This is a genomic window from Micromonospora sp. NPDC023814 (assembly GCF_040639595.1).
Taxonomy (GTDB): domain Bacteria; phylum Actinomycetota; class Actinomycetes; order Mycobacteriales; family Micromonosporaceae; genus Micromonospora.
Map to the genome: position 1 here is coordinate 83,471 of NZ_JBFAAF010000026.1, position 17,592 is coordinate 101,062.

The 17,592-nt window shown below is 72.4% G+C and carries 15 protein-coding genes; 6 read left to right on the forward strand and 9 right to left on the reverse strand.

Translation table 11 applies throughout. The annotated features are described in order from the left end of the window. The first annotated feature begins 110 nt into the window (after positions 1-110). A complete protein-coding gene (locus AB0G14_RS16430) occupies positions 111-1,424 on the forward strand; it encodes a PLP-dependent aminotransferase family protein (protein WP_350702458.1) in 1,314 nt (437 codons plus the stop codon). 7 nt (positions 1,425-1,431) lie between these two features. Next, on the forward strand, positions 1,432-2,430 hold the full coding sequence (locus AB0G14_RS16435) for a D-alanine--D-alanine ligase (protein WP_357698032.1): 999 nt from the start codon (positions 1,432-1,434) through the stop codon (positions 2,428-2,430). Between the two features lie 64 nt (positions 2,431-2,494). Here the strand turns inward: AB0G14_RS16435 and AB0G14_RS16440 are convergent, their stop codons facing one another. The 9 genes from AB0G14_RS16440 to rpmH all read right to left on the reverse strand — a co-directional run bounded on the left by AB0G14_RS16440 (position 2,495) and on the right by rpmH (position 10,994). Next, positions 2,495-3,232 (reverse strand): hypothetical protein, encoded by a 738-nt coding sequence (locus AB0G14_RS16440; protein ID WP_357698034.1) that lies wholly within the window; start codon positions 3,230-3,232, stop codon positions 2,495-2,497. Positions 3,233-4,809: 1,577 nt separating this feature from the next. After that, on the reverse strand, positions 4,810-5,826 hold the full coding sequence (locus AB0G14_RS16445; protein WP_357698036.1) for a ParB/RepB/Spo0J family partition protein: 1,017 nt from the start codon (positions 5,824-5,826) through the stop codon (positions 4,810-4,812). Between the two features lie 27 nt (positions 5,827-5,853). Next, complete coding sequence (locus AB0G14_RS16450) at positions 5,854-7,173, reverse strand: AAA family ATPase (RefSeq protein WP_357698038.1); 1,320 nt, start codon at positions 7,171-7,173, stop codon at positions 5,854-5,856. A gap of 282 nt (positions 7,174-7,455) precedes the next feature. After that, positions 7,456-8,205: a 16S rRNA (guanine(527)-N(7))-methyltransferase RsmG gene (gene rsmG, locus AB0G14_RS16455; RefSeq protein ID WP_357698040.1), complete on the reverse strand. Its 750-nt coding sequence runs from the start codon at positions 8,203-8,205 to the stop codon at positions 7,456-7,458. Between the two features lie 115 nt (positions 8,206-8,320). Next, complete coding sequence (locus AB0G14_RS16460; RefSeq protein ID WP_357698042.1) at positions 8,321-8,911, reverse strand: R3H domain-containing nucleic acid-binding protein; 591 nt, start codon at positions 8,909-8,911, stop codon at positions 8,321-8,323. 215 nt (positions 8,912-9,126) lie between these two features. Next, complete coding sequence (gene yidC, locus AB0G14_RS16465; RefSeq protein ID WP_357698044.1) at positions 9,127-10,116, reverse strand: membrane protein insertase YidC; 990 nt, start codon at positions 10,114-10,116, stop codon at positions 9,127-9,129. Between the two features lie 3 nt (positions 10,117-10,119). Next, positions 10,120-10,359 (reverse strand): membrane protein insertion efficiency factor YidD, encoded by a 240-nt coding sequence (gene yidD, locus AB0G14_RS16470; protein ID WP_350677800.1) that lies wholly within the window; start codon positions 10,357-10,359, stop codon positions 10,120-10,122. A gap of 44 nt (positions 10,360-10,403) precedes the next feature. Then, positions 10,404-10,820: a ribonuclease P protein component gene (gene rnpA, locus AB0G14_RS16475; protein WP_357698046.1), complete on the reverse strand. Its 417-nt coding sequence runs from the start codon at positions 10,818-10,820 to the stop codon at positions 10,404-10,406. Positions 10,821-10,856: 36 nt separating this feature from the next. Next, complete coding sequence (gene rpmH, locus AB0G14_RS16480; protein ID WP_091100492.1) at positions 10,857-10,994, reverse strand: 50S ribosomal protein L34; 138 nt, start codon at positions 10,992-10,994, stop codon at positions 10,857-10,859. A gap of 633 nt (positions 10,995-11,627) precedes the next feature. Between rpmH and dnaA the strand changes: the two genes are divergently transcribed. The 4 genes from dnaA to recF all read left to right on the forward strand — a co-directional run bounded on the left by dnaA (position 11,628) and on the right by recF (position 17,476). Beyond that, positions 11,628-13,493, forward strand: a complete 1,866-nt coding sequence (gene dnaA / locus AB0G14_RS16485) for a chromosomal replication initiator protein DnaA (protein ID WP_357698049.1) — start codon at positions 11,628-11,630, stop codon at positions 13,491-13,493. 786 nt (positions 13,494-14,279) lie between these two features. Continuing rightward, positions 14,280-15,413: a DNA polymerase III subunit beta gene (dnaN, locus tag AB0G14_RS16490; protein ID WP_357698051.1), complete on the forward strand. Its 1,134-nt coding sequence runs from the start codon at positions 14,280-14,282 to the stop codon at positions 15,411-15,413. 40 nt (positions 15,414-15,453) lie between these two features. Then, positions 15,454-16,326: a phosphogluconate dehydrogenase (NAD(+)-dependent, decarboxylating) gene (gene gnd / locus AB0G14_RS16495; protein WP_357698053.1), complete on the forward strand. Its 873-nt coding sequence runs from the start codon at positions 15,454-15,456 to the stop codon at positions 16,324-16,326. A 16-nt stretch (positions 16,327-16,342) separates the two neighbouring features. Further along, the gene (gene recF / locus AB0G14_RS16500; protein ID WP_357698055.1) at positions 16,343-17,476 is read left to right on the forward strand and encodes a DNA replication/repair protein RecF; all 1,134 of its coding nucleotides are present in this window, start codon (positions 16,343-16,345) and stop codon (positions 17,474-17,476) included. Positions 17,477-17,592 lie beyond the last annotated feature (116 nt).

Below are 17,592 nucleotides of genomic sequence, written 5' to 3' on the forward strand. Positions count from 1 at the left end.
TTCCTGGCAGGGGCGACTAGGATCGACACCCGGCGTCCCGCGTCGCCATGGTCGCCGGTGTCCCGGGTACGCGGGGCGGGATCCACCCGAGCAGCCATCGAGGTGATGTCATGACCGGCACGACGCTCGACGACTACACCGACCGGTACGCCCGCCGTGTGCGGGGCATGACCGCCTCGGAGATCCGCGCGCTCTTCGCGGTGGCCAGCCGGCCGGAGGTGGTCTCGCTCGCCGGCGGCGCTCCCTACATCGCGGCGCTGCCGCTCGACGCCGTCGGTGAGATGCTCGGCCGGCTCGGCACCGAGCACGGCGTCACCACCCTCCAGTACGGCATCGGCCAGGGCACCCTGGAGCTGCGCGAGCGGATCTGCGAGGTGATGGCGCTCTCCGGCATCGACGCAGCCTGCGGCGCCTCCCCGGAGGACGTGGTCGTCACCGTCGGCGGGCAGCAGGCGCTGGACCTGGTGGCCCGGCTCTTCCTCGACCCGGGTGACGTGGTGCTCGCCGAGGGCCCGACCTACGTCGGCGCGCTCGGGGTGTTCCAGGCCGCCCAGGCACAGGTGGTTCACGTGCCGATGGACGACGACGGGCTGATCCCGGAGGCGCTGGAGGCGGCCATCGCCGAGCAGGCGCGCGCCGGCCGGCGGGTGAAGTTCCTCTACACCATCCCCACCTACCAGAACCCGACCGGCGTGACGCTCACCGAGGAGCGGCGAGAGCGGGTGCTCGACATCTGCGAGCGCGCCGGCCTCCTGGTGGTCGAGGACGACCCGTACGGTCAGTTGGGCTTCGAGGGGGACGCGCCCGCGCCGCTGCGCGCGCGGCGCCGCGACGGGGTCTTCTACCTCAGCACCTTCTCCAAGACCTTCGCCCCGGGCCTGCGGGTGGGCTGGATCCTGGCGCCGCACGCCGTCCGCGACAAGCTGGTGATCGCCAGCGAGGCGCAGATCCTCTGCCCCAGCGGCTACGCGCAGGCCGCCGTCTCCACCTACCTCGGCACCATGCCCTGGCGGGAGCAGCTCAAGGTCTACCGCGAGGTCTACCGGGAACGGCGCGACGCGATGCTCGCCGCGCTGGAGGACCTGATGCCGGCGGGCACCACCTGGACGACGCCGGGGGGCGGCCTCTTCGTCTGGGCGACCCTCCCCGACGGCCTCGACTCGAAGGCGATGATGCCGCGGGCCATCGCCGCACGTGTGGCGTACGTGCCGGGCACCGGCTTCTACGCCGACGGCACGGGTAGCGGCAACATGCGGCTCAACTTCTCCTTCCCGCCCCCGGAGCGGATCCGCGAGGGCGTGCGCCGGCTGGCCGGCGTCATGGAGCAGGACATCGCCATGCGGCGGGTGTTCGGCGCGGTCGGCCGCCCCGGATCGCGGCGGGGGCAGGCCGGCTCGGACACGCCGGGTCCCGACTTGGCATGATTCCGGCATGGCTCCCACCGCTGCCGACCGTTCCGTCGTGACCGACTCCGCCGTCACCGCCGACCTGCGGGTGCTGGTGCTCGCCGGCGGGCTCTCCTACGAACGTGACGTCTCGCTCCGGTCCGGCCGCCGGGTGCTCGACGCGCTGCGCGCCGCCGGGATGGACGCCGAGCTGCGGGACGCCGACGTGACCCTGCTGCCGGCCCTGACCGCCGACCCGCCGGACGCCGTCGTCATCGCCCTGCACGGCGCGACCGGCGAGGACGGCTCGCTGCGCGGCGTGCTCGACCTCTGCGGTGTCCCGTACGTGGGGTGCGACGCCCGCGCGTCCCGGCTCGCCTGGGACAAGCCGTCGGCCAAGGCGGTGCTCCGCGAGGCGGGCATCCCCACCCCGGACTGGGTCGCCCTTCCGCACGATCGCTTCTCGGAGCTGGGCGCAGTGGCGGTGCTGGACCGCATCGTCGACCGGCTGGGGCTGCCGCTCATGGTGAAGCCCGCCCAGGGCGGTTCGGGGCTGGGCGCCGCCGTGGTCCGGGACGCCGCGTCCCTCCCGGCCGCGATGGTCGGCTGCTTCGCGTACGACCAGACCGCGCTGGTCGAGCGGTACGTGCCCGGCATGGACGTGGCGGTCTCCGTGGTCGACCTGGGCGACGGGCCGCGGGCCCTGCCGGCGGTGGAGATCGTGCCCCGCAACGGGGTGTACGACTACGCCGCCCGCTACACCGCCGGCCGCACGACGTGGCACACGCCGGCGCGACTGGCCCCGGAGGTGGCCGGTGCGGTCGCCGACGTCGCGCTGGCCGCCCACACCGCGCTCGGCCTGCGCGACCTCAGCCGCGTCGACCTGATCGTGGACTCGGCGGGGCAGCCGCACGTGCTGGAGGTCAACGTCTCGCCGGGGATGACCGAGACCTCCCTGCTGCCGCTCGCCGTGCAGGCCGCCGGTCTCGACTTCGGCAAGATGATCGGGACACTGGTGGCGCGCGCCGCGACGCGCCGGGCCTGACCGTCCGTTCCTTCCGCCGGCACGGGCGGCCACCCCGCGACCTCGGGTGGCCGCCCGTGCCGCGTCAGTCGTCGGACTGTCCGCCCTCCGGAGCGGCGGCCTCGGCCTCCGGGCTGTCGGCCGCCGGGGCGTGCGACTCCTCGGCGGACTCGATCACGGACACCGCCTCGCCTGTGGTGACGTCGTCCCCGGGCGAGGGCTGCCCGGTGAAGCTGGACGGGGCCTGCCACTGGATGCGCGACGGCTCGGCCAGGGGCCGCCCCCCGAACTCCGCGAGCCAGGCCGCGACCAGGGCGAGATTCTCTCGCCACTGCGCCTCGGAGATGGGCGGCAGGATCGAGTCCCACAGGGAGAGGAAGGTCCCGCGGAGCTGGAGCTGACCGTAGGGCCGGGCGAGGAACCATATGTGCAGGTGCGCCGAGCCGTCGCCCCAGCGGTTGACGTGCACCCTCGCGACCCCGTCAAGCGACCGGATCGCCCGTTCCAGGCGTACGGTCATCACCCCCAGTTCGGCGGCGAGCAGGTTCGGCAGGTCGCCGAGGTCCAGATGCGAGCGGGATTCCAGGATCAGCACCATCGGCAGCCCCGTGGGGCGGTCCATGGCGCGTACCCGCCAGCGCTCGCCCACCCAGATGTAGGCGTCATCGGGGGCGTTGCAGGCCGTGCATTCCCGGTGTCCCTCGCCCTTGCGGGGCGGTTCGACCGGGACCGGATCATCGAGTTGCTTGACGCGAAGGTCACCCTCGAAGGGGAAGGACGGCCACTGGGCGAAGTCCGGGACTGAGGGAGGGGTGTCGTGCACGACGCTGACACTAACCGCTTCCGGTGCCGGTGTCCCTACCCGAAAGAGTCGACGGCGGCTCCGTGCCGGGTCGCCGTGAGATGGCCGCCCAAGGGGCTTGTCCACAGATATCCACAGGGCGCTGAGACCCGGAACACACCCCGTCATCCACAGGCCAGCAACGGGTTTCACGCGGGGTTTCACGTGAAACGAGGCGCGGCTGTGGATAACTGGTGTGGATAACTTTTGGCCCCGATCCGCACCGTCCGAGCGCCATGGGAGGGCGGCCGTTTCACGTGAAACCACCGGCCGCCCCGGGGAACGTCGCGGGCCTTCGCGCACGCGGTCGTGGAGTCTCTCCGCACCGTCGACACCATCCGTCCTCCCGTCGACACCGTTCCCGTCGACGCCGTTCCCGTCGATGTCCCGCCCGACGCTGTCCCGCTCGGCTTCATCGGCTCGTCGGCGTGGCCAGAGCGCCGGGCGGGAGCAGGAAGCCGGGCGGCCAGCGTCGGAGCCACATGCCGAACGGAGGCCACGCTCCGGGAGCCGGAGCCCGGGGTCGGGTCGCCCGGGCCCGGGCTCCGGGTGAGGGGGCCGGACACTCCGCGGGCGTGGGCGGAACCAAGGGCCGGGAGCCGGGGCCAGGTGCCGGGACCCGAACCGGGGAAGCGGGCTGTTGGCTCAAGGCAGGGAGGGCTGGGGCGAGCGGCTGGCGGCGGAAGGCGGGAGGTCCAATACGTCCGGCGCGGCCTTGACGGCGGTTGACTTACGCGCGCAGGCGTCACTGCCCCTGGGCTTCTTGCGATGGCAGCGAGCAAGTGCCATGGCCGCAGCTCCGCAGCAGCATGTCAGTGGCCCTACGCACAGGGCATGGATCGTGAGGCCGTCAGCACCACGTCATGCGCGCAGCGGTGAGGTGCCGCAAAGGCGAGCCCGGTGAGGTGCCGCAAGGCGGCGAGTCGCACCCAGTGGTGGGCGGGGGTGTCATCAGGCAGCTTCCGAAGGACGGGCGGCAGACGGTCGTGGCGCAGCCTCGCCGGCCAACCTCCTTTGAATAGGAGGCGCGGGCGCGGCGGCCTGTTCGCTGCACCGTTTCACGTGAAACCGCACAGCCCGAATTCGGCACCTCGGCGTCAGCGCAACTCCCGCCTCCAGGTTCAAAGGTTCGCGGAGCCTGTGCGCGAAGGTTCACGAGCCACGTGTCGGTGACCGAAGGGAAGCCGCCCGCCCAGCCATCGCGTCCACGACCGCAAACCGCCTGGCGGGCTTTCCGGTTTCACGTGAAACCGGAGAGCCACCGCTACCACCGCACCCGCACCCCCGATCCGGACAGCAGGCCACTTCGGGCACGGACGGAAGCACCTCCTGCTTGCCCCGCAGCGCCAGAAGTGCGAGCGGGCAGGGGTCGGGTAGGGCGGGCCCGCCTCAGGCCCGTGGCGCTCGAATGAGGGGCACTCCGGCACGGTCGGCGGCGGTGGTTGGGCCGAGCTGCTGGAGGCGCCCGCACGGTAGGCGTACCGCCGAGAGTGGACGCCGCCGTCGGACATGGAACGGCCGCGTGGCCCGGTGGGGTCACGCGGCCGGCGGTCGGAGGGTCAGCCCTCCGACTCCTCCTCCTCGCCGACGCCGATGAGGCCAACGATCCGCTCCAGGTCATCGACCGTCGCGAACTCGATGGTGATCTTGCCCTTGCTCCGGCCGATGTCCACCTTGACTCGGGTGTCGAACCGGTCGGAGAGCCGGTCGGCCAGATCCGTCAGCGCGGGCGCGTGCGGCTTGGGCCGGCGCTTGGCCGTCTCCTTCTTGCCCGTGCTGCCGTCGCTCACCGCCAGCATCACGATCTCCTCGGTCGCGCGGACCGAGAGCCCTTCGGCGACGATCCGCTTGGCCAACTGCTCCTGCGCCGTCGGGTCGTCGAGGCTCAGCAGCGCCCGGGCGTGGCCGGCGGAGAGCACGCCCGCGGCGACCCGGCTCTGCACCGGTGCCGGGAGGTTGAGCAGCCGGATGGTGTTCGAGATTTGTGGCCGGCTCCGCCCGATCCGCTGGGCGAGTTCCTCGTGCGTGGCGCCGAACTCGTCCAGCAACTGCTGGTACGCGGCGGCCTCCTCCAGCGGGTTCAGGTTGGCCCGGTGGATGTTCTCCAGCAGCGCGTCCCGGAGCATGGCGTCGTCCCGGGTGTCCCGGACGATGGCGGGGATGCTCTCCCGCCCGACCGCCTGCGCGGCCCGCCAGCGCCGCTCGCCCATGACGAGTTCGTACTTCTCGTCGTCGAGCTGCCGCACGACGATCGGCTGGAGGAAGCCGACCTCCTGGATCGAGGCCTTCAACTCCTCCAGGGCCGCCTCGTCGAAGATGTGCCGGGGCTGCTTCGGGTTCGGCACGATCGCGTCGACCGGGATCTCGGCGAACCGGGCGCCGGGCACCGGGCTGAGCGCGGGCTCGGGCTGCGCCGCGACGGGCGGGCTCACTGCCGGCGGCGGCGTCTCGGCGAGCGTACCGACGGCTACGGAGGCGTCCGGCTCGACAGTGGCGGAATCGGCGGTCGGCGCCGGTCCGGTCGGGATGAGGGCCCCCAGGCCCCGACCGAGACCGCCCCGAGGACGGTTCTTCATGCCACGCCTCCCAGCGACTGTTCCGCACTACGCATTCCGGCTCACCGGCTCCTTGACGCCACGCTCGGCGATCTCCTGGGCGGCCTCGAAGTAGCTCGTTGCCCCCCGCGATCCCGGATCGTAGGTCATCACGGACTGGCCGTAGCTCGGTGCCTCGGAGACGCGGACGTTGCGCGGGATGACCGCCTGGAGCACCTTGTCGCCGAAGTGGTTCCGGACGTCCTGCTCGACCGCGTCGGCCAGCCGCGTACGCCGGTCGTACATGGTGAGCAGGATCGTGGAGACCTCGAGCCTCGGATTGAGGTGCTGCCGAACCAGGTTGATGTTGTTGATCAGCTGGTTCAGCCCCTCCAGCGCGTAGTACTCGCACTGGATCGGGATGAGCACCTCCTGCGCGGCGACGAGCGCGTTGACCGTGAGCAGGCCGAGCGACGGCGGGCAGTCGATGAAGACGTAGTCGAAGTGGCCCGGGTAGGCGGCGATGGCCCGGGCCAGCCGGGACTCGCGGGCGACCACCGACACCAGCTCGATCTCCGCACCGGCCAGGTCGATCGTGGCCGGTACGCACCAGAGGTTGGGGATGCCCTCGACCCCCTGGGCGACCTCCTCCAGCGGCACGCTGTTGATGAGGCAGTCGTAGACGTCCGGCACCCCGGTGTGGTGCGGGACGTTGAGCCCGGTGGAGGCGTTGCCCTGCGGGTCCAGGTCGACCACCAGTACCCGGTTACCGTGCAGGGCGAGCGCCACCGCCAGGTTTACCGTGGTCGTGGTCTTCCCCACGCCGCCCTTCTGGTTCGCGACGCACATGACCCGGGTCCGTTCCGGCCGAGGCATTGTCACCTCGCCACTCGGATTCAGGATCTGCACGGCGCGCATCGCCTCCATAGCCAACGGTGGGTCATCCTCTTCGCGCGTCGGGGTTTCACGTGAAACGTACGCGGCCTCGGTCGCGGCGGGCCCGTAGGCGGCGGCCGGGGACGCGGGCGTGTCCGTGACGGGTACGGGTTCGGGGGCGGCGTCCGGCACCGCGTCCGGGGTCGGCTGCTGTGGCACGGCCGCCTCGAACCGAGCCGAGGCCGAGGGGTTGCGGCGGATGGGGATCACCCGACCGCCGGCGGAGTTACCCGGGCGCGGCAGCCCGTCGGAGGCCGGGCGGGCGGCCGGCAGCCCCGGCCCGGCCGGGTCGGCGGTGTCCCGTTGGACGATCGGATCGCAGTCCGGCGGTCGGGTCGACGAACCGTGGGACGGCCCGTCGAGCGACCAGCTCGGGTGGTCGGTTTCACGTGAAACCGGATCGCCCGCTGATCCGGTCACGCGTGGATCGTCGTACCTGCCGTCGTCATGCACCTGTCATCCCTGCCCGCTTCGGATGGTCGGTCCGCACCCCGTCAACCGGCCGCACGTGGTGCTCGCACCGCGGAGCGTACGGCCGGCGGGAGCGGTCGGGACCCGGTGAACGTCCGTTGCCGCCCGCTCCACACTATCGACGCGCGGCCAGCCTACGGCTCACGGGCGCAGCCGGTCCACGTCGGGTTCTCATCCCTTCCGTCCACCCGTACTGGTTCAACGAAGCAACCGCCGCCCGGGACGCCGGTGGGGCACCCACTCTGACGTCCCTCCCACGTGGAGTCAGCGTCGACGGGACCGCCCGCCGCGCGACCTCTTCGGCGCCTTGGGCCGGACCGGTCCCACCACCCGCTCCCGCACGATCTCCACCACGGTTGTCGGCGGGTCGATGATTCCTTCGCCGCAGCGGTGCATCTCGGGCTCCCCGCCGCCAAGCCGCGCCACCGTCTCCGCGTGCTCGGCGATCTCGTCGGCCGCCGACGCGCCCTTGAGGGCGATGAGCCGACCGCCGGGAACGGCCAGCGGCAGGCACCACGTCGACAGCCGGTCCAGCGGGGCGACGGCGCGTGCGGTGACCACGTCCCCGCTCAGCGGGCCCACCCCGGTCGACCCGGTCGCCGCCTCGTCGGCCCGGCCCCGGAACACCCGGACCGTCTTCGCCAAGCCGAGTTGCTGCACCGCCTCGATGAGGAAGGACGTGCGCCGGGCGAGGGGCTCGATCAGGGTCACCGTCAGGTCCGGCCGCGCGATCGCGAGCACCAGACCGGGCAGTCCCGCCCCGGAGCCGACGTCGAGCACCACCGAGCCCTCCGCGATCCGCTCGGCCACCACCGCGCAGTTGAGCAGGTGCCGGTCCCAGATCCGGGGGGCCTCGCGCGGCCCGATCAGGCCGCGGACCACGCCGTCGGTGACCAGCAGCTCGGCGTACGCGGCGGCCAGGTCGATCCGGTCGCCGAAGAGGGTGCGTGCCGCACCGGCCAGCTCGGGCGGCAGCACCGCGTCGGCCGGCGACGGGGCACGGCCGTCGGCCATCGACGCGGCGGCATCGGAAGGCACGGGTGAGTCGGGCCGGACAGGCGACGGCCCGGGCGGCGTGCCACCCGGGCCAGCCGCGGCACCGGCCGCGGTGTCGTCGTGAGCCACCCGGTCAGTCCGCCGGCCGGACGATGATGCGCCGGTTCGGCTCGACACCCTCGGACTCGCTCTCCACGCCGCTCATCGCGTTGACCACGTCGTGCACGCACTTACGCTCGAACGCGGACATCGGCTCCAGTCGCACGGGCTCGCCGTACTCCTTGACCTTCTCGACGGCGTTCTTGGCGACGGCGGCGAGCTCCTTGCGGCGGTTCGCCCGGTAGCCGCCGACGTCGAGCAGCAGCCGGCTCGGCGTGCCGGTCTGCCGGAAGACGGCGAGCCGGGCGAGCTCCTGGAGCGCCTCCAGGGTGGCACCGCGCTGGCCGACGAGGTTCTGCAGCCGGCCGCCGACCACCTCGACGACCGGACGGCCGCCGGAGACCAGCTCGTCGATGTCGCCGTCGTAGTCGAGGATGTCGAGCAGGCCCTCGACGTAGTCGGCCGCGATCTCGCTCTGCCGGAACAGTTCGCTCTCGCCGACGGGCTTCTTCTCCTTGGTGACCGACTCCTCGTCGGTCTCCTCGATCTCGCCGTTCACCGCGGTCGGCTCGGTCCCCTCGGAGTCCAGGGACTGCTCAGCGCGGGGGGTGCTGGTGTCGGTCACGGTCTCATCTCCGTACTCGCTCGGCCGGACCGTCGGGTCCGCTGGTTTCCCGGGGCCGGCGGGAGGTCGCCGATACCCACGGGCACGTCTGTCGTACGGGCAGTGTCGCCCGTGACCGCGCCGCGCGCGGCGGGTTCCGCCCGGCGCCGGCCGTACGGCGGCTGCACGGTGCGGAACGGGCCGCCGCCGGTCTCCCGACGGCGGCCCGGAGGTCCTCAGCCCTGCCGCTTGGCGGGGCGGCCCTTCTTGGGGTTGGCCGGCTTGGCGCCCGGCTTGGGGCCGGCGACCTTCGGCGCGACCGGCTTGGCCGGGGTCTGGGGGGCCGGCTTGGCACGGCCCAGCAGGCCGGTCTTGGCCGGCTGCACCGGGTTGCGGGCCGAGGTGCCCGCCTTGCCGGTGGTGGCGGTCGGCGGCGGCGGGAACTTGCGCAGCACCCACTGCTGCTGCGCCAGCGTGGAGAGGTTGTTGGTGACCCAGTAGATGATCACGCCGATGGGGAAGATGGCACCGGAGACGAGCAGCGACGCCGGGATGCCGTAGAGCATCAGCTTCTGGATCATCCGCTGCTGCGGATCCTCGGCCCAGCCGGTCTTGAGGATCATCTGGCGGCTGGTGAGGTAGGTCGTGCCCATCATCAACAAGACCAGGATGCCGGCGATGACCTTGACGGTGGTGCCGTTGGCGTTCAGCGCCGCCAGCTCGTCGGCGGTCGAGCCGAACTTGCCGGCGATCGGCGCGGTGAAGAGCTTCGCGGCCGAGGCACTCTCGAACTGGCCGACCGTCCAGCCGTAGAGGGTCTTGCCGCTCTCACTCTTCCCCGGATCGAGTCGGCGGAGCACGTGGAACAGGCCGAGGAAGACCGGAATCTGGAGGACCATCGGAAGGCAGCCCATGAGCGGGTTGGCCTTTTCCTTCCGGTAGAGCTCCATCATCTCCTTCTGGAGCGTCTCCCGGTCACCCTTGTGCTTCTCCTGCAGCGCCTTCACCTGCGGCTGGAGCGCCTGCATCGCCCGCTGCGACTTGATCTGCTTGACGAAGACCGGGAAGAGGATCACCCGGACGGTGACCACCAGGAAGACGATGGCGAGGATCCAGGCCCAGTTCGTGCCGAGCACCGCCGCGTCCGGCACCCCGATGGCCTCCCAGGCCCCATGCCAGGCCAGCAGGATCCACGAAATCGCGTAGTAGATCCAGTCGAGACTCAATTCTCAGGCTCCAGTCACATCGGCACGGCGGCGTCCGCCCGGCTCCGGCACCGGGTCGTGTCCACCTGGGTGGAAGGGGTGGCAGCGCAACAGCCGCCGGACCGTCAGGCCAGCTCCCCGGACAGCGCCGTGCCGGGCCACCGCCTCGAGGGCGTAGGCGCTGCACGACGGGTAGAACCGACAGCGGGCCGGCAGAGCCGGACTTATCCACCGACGGTACGCGATGATCGGCCCGCTCAGCACCCGGGCACCGATCGTCGCAGGCCGTGGCGCGGCCGGCCCGGCGGTCACCGCGACCGCCGTCCGCGGGGCGCCCGCGCGGCGGCGATCGCCGCGTCCAGGTCGGCGCCCAGTCGCGGGTACGCCGCCTCGGCTGCCGCCGGCAGCGCGCGGACGACCAGGGTGCTCCCGGGGGGCAGCTCCGTCAGCCGCTCGCGGACCAGGTGCCGCAGGCGGCGGCGGACCCGGTTGCGGACGACCGCGTTGCCCACTGCCTTGGACACGACGAAGCCGGCGCGGGCCGGTGCGGAGGGTTGCTCCGCACCGCTACTCCGCGCCGGCTCCGGCGAGGTTGCTGTCGGGGCGTCGGGGGTCGACGGCAGGCTCAGGTGGACGACGATCGCGCCACGGCCGGCGCGGCGGCCACCCCGGACCGCTGCGGCGAAGTCAGTGCTGCGCCGCAGTCGCTGTGCGGCCGCCAGCACGACTGCCCACGTCCCCCGGACCTGACCCGGTCGGCCTCAGGCCGACAGGCGGGCGCGGCCCTTGGAGCGACGGGTCGAGATGATGGCGCGGCCGGCACGGGTGCGCATGCGCAGCCGGAAGCCGTGGGTCTTCGCGCGCCGGCGGGTGTTCGGCTGGTAGGTGCGCTTGCTCACGTCAGGCTCTCCGTTTTCGTACGCCCCGAACGAGGGGTCGCCGGGGTCGTGTGGTGGTCCAGGCCACCTCGGCGGTGGCCCCCGATCGGTGCTGCCCGGCGATGCGGGACCTCGGCGATGCGGGGAAGCGACCGCGGACAGCAAGCACCCATCACCCTAGCAGAGGGCGAGAGAGCAGCCGATCCAGCCTACGCAGGCGGGCAACCACCGTCAAACACCCCCACCAGGGCGGACACCGGTGCTCGCCGACGACCGAAGCGGCGGTTTTCGCTGATGTTGCCAAGGGTCGCCGCGCGTCGGCGGTTGATGGCGCGCGGACAACGCTGTTACCGTGCCCGATTGCGGTCAGCGTCGAAAGGTCCGGTCGTCGCTGGCGGGCAAGACCGGACAAGGCAGTGAATCGTTCGGCACGGTGAACCCGCTTCAGCGCCCGTTCAGGCAGGGGGCAGGTCCGACCCGCATCCGGCGGGCAGCCACAATCGGTACGTACACAGGCTGTGGATAACTTGTGGACGAGGACCGGTCGAGGCGTCCGGGTGGGTGTCGTTCCGCCCGTGAACGCGGCGGGCCCGGGGCGACCGACCGGAGAAGACGGCGGCGTCGGCGGAGCAGAGGCGAGGGGGTGGCACGACGGTGACCGGCACGACCGACCTTGCCGCGGTGTGGACGGCGACGACCGACGAACTCGCCGACGAGATCATCTCCGCGCAGCAGCGGGCGTACCTGCGGCTGACCCGGCTGCGGGCCATCGTCGAGGACACCGCGCTGCTCTCCGTCCCGGACGCCTTCACCCGGGACGTGATCGAGTCCCGGCTGCGCCCGGCGATCACCGAGGCGCTCACCCGCCGGCTGGGCCGGCCGATCCAGGTCGCGGTGACCGTACGCGTGGCCGACGACAGCTCCGGCCGCCCGGCGGGCACCGTCTACCGCAGCGCCCCGGAGCCGGGGCCGGTGGACCACGACGGCGGGCCGCGCGACTTCGGCGACGGGCCGGTGGCGTTCGACGGCGCGGCGGTGGGCCTGCTGGACGGCGCGGCCCTCGACCCCGGGCAGCAACCGCCGCTCATCCCCGAGCAGGCGCACCCGGAGCGGCGGCCGGACGGCCCGGTCCCGGCCGCGCTGCCGGTCGACGACGGGCTCCGGCCCGGCCCGGGCGACCGGGACGGCCAGGAGGCCCTGTTCAGCACGACGTTCGCCGAGCCGCCGCGGCCCGACCGGGCGGCACCGGCCCGGCGCGCGCCCGACCGACGCGGCTTCGACGAGCAGGCCGCCCGGCTGGACCCGCCGACCGCGGACACCCGGGGGTTCGAGCCGCGTTACCGCGAGGACGCCGTCTCCCCCCGGGACCAGCACGTGATCCGGGCGCTGCCCCGGGACACCGGCACCGACAGCGGGCCGGGTCGGAGTGGCGTGGATCACCGGCCCGGCGGCCGGGACGACCGGCGGCTGCCCGGCGGCGTCGAGAGCGGCGGCAACCGGCTCAACCCGAAGTACATGTTCGAGACGTTCGTCATCGGCTCGTCCAACCGCTTCGCCCACGCGGCGAGCGTCGCGGTGGCGGAGTCGCCGGCGAAGGCGTACAACCCGCTGTTCATCTACGGCAGCTCGGGGCTGGGCAAGACGCACCTGCTGCACGCCATCGGGCACTACGCCACGACGCTGGGCAACGCCCGCTCGGTCCGGTACGTCTCGACCGAGGAGTTCACCAACGACTTCATCAACTCGCTCCGCGACGACAAGACCAGCGCGTTCCAGCGGCGCTACCGCGACGTCGACATCCTGCTGATCGACGACATCCAGTTCCTGGAGACCCGCGAGCGCACCCAGGAGGAGTTCTTCCACACCTTCAACACGCTGCACAACGCCAACAAGCAGATCGTGATCACCTCCGACCGGTCGCCGAAGCAGCTCGCCACCCTGGAGGACCGGCTGCGTACCCGGTTCGAGTGGGGGCTGCTCGCCGACATCCAGCCGCCGGACCTGGAGACCCGGATCGCGATCCTGCAGAAGAAGGCGGCGCAGGAGCGCCTCTACGCCCCGCCGGACGTGCTGGAGTTCATCGCCTCGCGGGTGTCGAACTCGATCCGGGAGCTGGAGGGCGCGCTGATCCGGGTGACGGCGTTCGCCAGCCTGACCCGGTCCACGGTCGAGCTGTCGCTCGCCGAGGAGGTGCTGCGGGACTTCATCCCCGACGGCGCCGGGCCGGAGATCACCGCCGACCAGATCATGGTCTCCACCTCCGAGTACTTCGGCGTCAGCCTGGAGGACCTGCGCGGGCACTCCCGCTCCCGGGTGCTGGTGAACGCCCGCCAGGTGGCCATGTACCTGTGCCGGGAACTGACCGACCTGTCGCTGCCCCGGATCGGGCAGGCGTTCGGCGGGCGGGACCACACCACCGTCATGCACGCCGACCGCAAGATCCGCCAGCAGATGGCCGAGCGCCGCTCGCTCTACAACCAGATCGCCGAGCTGACGAACCGGATCAAGCAGAACACCTGACGCGTACGCCCACCGTCGCGCGGTGGGCGAGAGGTGACGGAAGCGCCCGGCCGGACCACCGGCCGGGCGCTTCCCTTCCTCCACAGCCGGCCCGGCTTGACCCTCGACATGGTGGAGACCACACCATCGAAGCCGTGTCCGTCCACCGCCCGGATCGTTGTCCACAGCTCGCCGTCCACCGCCTGTGGATAACTACCGTCCGCGCAATCCTCGGTTACCCACAGGTTGTGGAGAAACCCTGGGGACGACCCTGTGGACGCCTGGGGACAACGTCGTCGTTGTCCACCGACGACGGTCCGCCTGTGGGCGAGCTGTTGAAGGTTCTGGGGATGACGCCCGTTTAGCCGGTTCCGCCTGTCCACAGGACTGGGGAGAAAGTCCGTGGATTACCGGTGGATTACCGGTGGACAACGGTGGAAAACCTGGGGGAAGCCGCCGCCTGTGGATTGCGACACGGGTTGTACCCCTGGTTCTCCACAGCCAAACCACCGGTGGATAACGTGTCTGACCTGCGCAGACGGCGGTTCTCCACAGTTTGCACAGGTGCGATGAAGATGACGAGTTATCTCTTCTAAGACAACAAAAACCAATCACCACCGTTGGACTTCCTGTGGATTGGCCGGGACCCGCCGTGGGCGGGCCTCCGGCACCGGGGAGTCCACGGGGTCGGGCGCACAGCCGATGCCCGCGCGCCCTAAGGTGCGATGGGTACCCGCACGGACAGGCGGGTCGGTAGGCAGCGGTCGGCATGAGAGAGTTGTCGCTGACGTCGACGCGGAGGCATTGATGAAGTTCCGAGTGGAGCGCGACGCGCTCGCCGAGGCCGTGGCCTGGACCGCGAAGAGCCTGCCCAGCCGGCCGTCCGTACCGGTGCTCGCGGGCGTGATGCTGCGCGTCACCGACGGGAACCTGCAGGTCTCCGGCTTCGACTACGAGGTCTCCAGCCAGGTGACCGTCGAGGTGCAGGGGGACGCCGACGGGGCCGCCCTGGTCTCCGGCCGGCTGCTTGCCGAGATCACCAAGGCGCTGCCGGCCAAGCCGGTGGACATCGCCGCCGTCGGGGCGCATCTCGAACTGGTCTGCGGCAGCGCCCGGTTCACCCTGCCCACCATGCCGGTCGAGGACTACCCGTCCCTGCCGGAGATGCCGGAGAGCGCCGGCACCGTCGACGCGGCCGCCTTCGCCGCCGCCGTCGCCCAGGTCGCCGTCGCCGCCGGCCGCGACGAGACGCTGCCGATGATGACCGGCGTACGGATCGAACTCTCCGGCGGCACGCTGGCCATGCTCGCCACCGACCGCTACCGGCTGGCCCTGCGCGAGATGGAGTGGAACCCGGACGACTCCGAGGTCAGCATCAACGCCCTCGTGCCGGCCCGGACGCTGCACGACACCGCCAAGGCCCTCGGCCCGCTCGGCGGTCAGGTCACCATGGCGCTCTCCCAGGGCGCGGCCGGCGAGGGGATGATCGGCTTCGCCGGCGGCACCCGGCGCACCACCAGCCGGCTGCTCGACGGCGCGAACTACCCGCCGGTGCGCTCGCTCTTCCCGGCCGCCCACAACGCCGAGGCCCGGGTGGCCGTCAGCACCCTGATCGAGGTCGTCAAGCGGGTCGCCCTGGTGGCCGAGCGGACGACCCCGGTGCTGCTCAGCTTCAGCGCCGACGGCCTGGTGGTCGAGGCCGGCGGCACCGAGGAGGCGCGGGCCAGCGAGGCCATGGAGGCCACCTTCACCGGCGACCCGCTCACCATCGGCTTCAACCCGCAGTACCTGATCGACGGCCTCGCCAACCTGGGGGCCCAGTTCGCCGTGCTCTCGTTCGTCGACGCCTTCAAGCCCGCGGTGATTTCGCCCGCCGGCGAGGATGGCGAGGTCGTCCCGGGGTACCGCTACCTCATCATGCCGATCCGCGTCTCCCGCTGATCGCGCCCGAGAAGACCCCGACGCACGGAGGTAGGAACACATGCAGCTCGGCCTGGTAGGGCTCGGCCGGATGGGCGGCAACATGCGCGAGCGGTTGCGCGCCGCCGGGCACGAGGTGGTCGGCTTCGACCACAACGCGGAGCTGAGCGACGTCGCGACCCTGGCAGAGCTGGCGGCGAAGCTGGAGTCGCCGCGCGCGGTCTGGGTCATGGTCCCCGCCGGTGTCACCGACGCGACCATCGACGAGCTCGCCGGCGTCCTCGGCGAGGGCGACATCATCATCGACGGCGGCAACTCGCGGTTCAGCGACGACGCGCCGCGCGCCGAGCGGCTCAACGAGCAGGGCATCGGTTACCTCGACGCCGGCGTCTCCGGCGGCGTCTGGGGCCGGCAGAACGGCTACGCGCTGATGGTCGGCGGCGCCCGGGAGCACGTCGACCGGCTCATGCCGATCTTCGAGTCGCTGAAGCCGGAGGGCGAGTTCGGCTTCGTGCACGCCGGGCCGGTCGGTGCCGGGCACTACGCCAAGATGGTGCACAACGGCATCGAGTACGGCCTGATGCACGCCTACGCCGAGGGCTACGAGCTGCTGGCGAAGTCCGAGCTGGTCACCAACGTGCCGGGGGTGTTCAAGTCCTGGCGCGAGGGCACCGTGGTGCGCTCCTGGCTGCTCGACCTGCTCGACCGGGCCCTCGACGAGGACCCGGAGCTGGCCGAGCTGAGCGGCTACACGGAGGACACCGGCGAGGGCCGGTGGACGGTCGACGAGGCGGTCCGGCTCGCCGTGCCGCTGAACGTGATCACCGCCTCGCTCTTCGCCCGGTTCGCCTCCCGGCAGGACGACTCGCCCGCCATGAAGGCCGTCGCCGCGCTGCGTCAGCAGTTCGGCGGGCACGCCGTCCGCAAGCGCTGACCGGTATCCACAGGCTGTGTACGTCCGCCGGCTCGAACTGGTCGACTTCCGCTCGTACGAGCGGGTCGGCGTGGACCTGGAGCCGGGGGCGAACGTCCTGATCGGCGCCAACGGCGTCGGCAAGACGAATCTCGTCGAGGCGCTGGGCTACGTGGCGACCCTGGATTCGCACCGGGTCGCCACGGACGCCCCCCTCGTCCGGATGGGCGCCGCCTCGGCGGTGATCCGCTGTGTGGTGGTGCACGAGGGGCGCGAGCTGCTGGTCGAGCTGGAGATCGTGCCGGGCAAGGCCAACCGGGCGCGGCTGGGCCGCTCCCCGGCCCGCCGGGCGCGGGACGTGCTCGGCGCGCTGCGGCTCGTGCTGTTCGCCCCGGAGGACCTGGAGCTCGTCCGGGGCGACCCGGCGGAGCGCCGCCGCTACCTCGACGACCTGCTGGTCAGCCGCCAGCCCCGCTACGCCGGGGTACGCGCCGACTACGAGCGGGTGGTCAAGCAGCGCAACGCCCTGCTGCGCACGGCGTACCTCGCCCGCAAGACGGGCGGGTCGCGGGGCGGGGACCTGTCGACCCTGGCGGTCTGGGACACCCACCTGGCCCGGCACGGCGCGGAGCTGCTCGCCGGCCGGCTGGAGCTGGTCGCCGCGCTCGCCCCGCACGTGGCCAAGGCGTACGACGCGGTGGCGGCGGGCCGGGGGGCGGCCGGGATCGCGTACCGGCCCTCGGTGGAGTTGGCGGAGCCGACCACCGACCGGGAGGCGCTGGCGGCGGCGCTGACCGCCGCGCTCGCCGAGGCCCGCACCGCCGAGGTCGAGCGGGGCACCACGCTGGTCGGCCCGCACCGCGACGAGCTGGCGCTGACCCTCGGTCCGTTGCCCGCCAAGGGGTACGCCAGCCACGGCGAGTCGTGGTCGTACGCGCTGGCGCTGCGGCTGGCCGGGTACGACCTGCTCCGCTCCGACGGCATCGAGCCGGTGCTGGTGCTCGACGACGTCTTCGCCGAGCTGGACGCCGGGCGGCGGGAGCGGCTGGCCGGGCTGGTCGGCGGGGCGAGCCAGCTGCTGGTGACCTGCGCGGTCGCCGACGACGTGCCGGCGTCCCTGCGCGGCACCCGGTACGCCGTCGGCGACGGGACGGTGCGCCGTGTCGGATGAGCAACTGCCCCCCGCCCGCCTGGGCCCGGGGCGCGGCGGGCCGGCCGGCGGCGACTCCGGCCGGAGGACAGGTGATCCCGGCGGCGCGGCGGGCGACGGGGACGCGCCGGCCGGCG

Bases quoted from the DNA above. Each gene is read 5' to 3' on its own strand.
- AB0G14_RS16430 (WP_350702458.1), top strand. From the start codon at position 111: ATGACCGGCACGACGCTCGACGACTACACCGACCGGTACGCCCGCCGT.
- AB0G14_RS16445 (WP_357698036.1), bottom strand. From the start codon at position 5,826: ATGAAGAACCGTCCTCGGGGCGGTCTCGGTCGGGGCCTGGGGGCCCTC.
- rsmG (WP_357698040.1), bottom strand. From the start codon at position 8,205: ATGGCCGACGGCCGTGCCCCGTCGCCGGCCGACGCGGTGCTGCCGCCC.
- dnaN (WP_357698051.1), top strand. From the start codon at position 14,280: ATGAAGTTCCGAGTGGAGCGCGACGCGCTCGCCGAGGCCGTGGCCTGG.
- AB0G14_RS16435 (WP_357698032.1), top strand. From the start codon at position 1,432: ATGGCTCCCACCGCTGCCGACCGTTCCGTCGTGACCGACTCCGCCGTC.
- gnd (WP_357698053.1), top strand. From the start codon at position 15,454: ATGCAGCTCGGCCTGGTAGGGCTCGGCCGGATGGGCGGCAACATGCGC.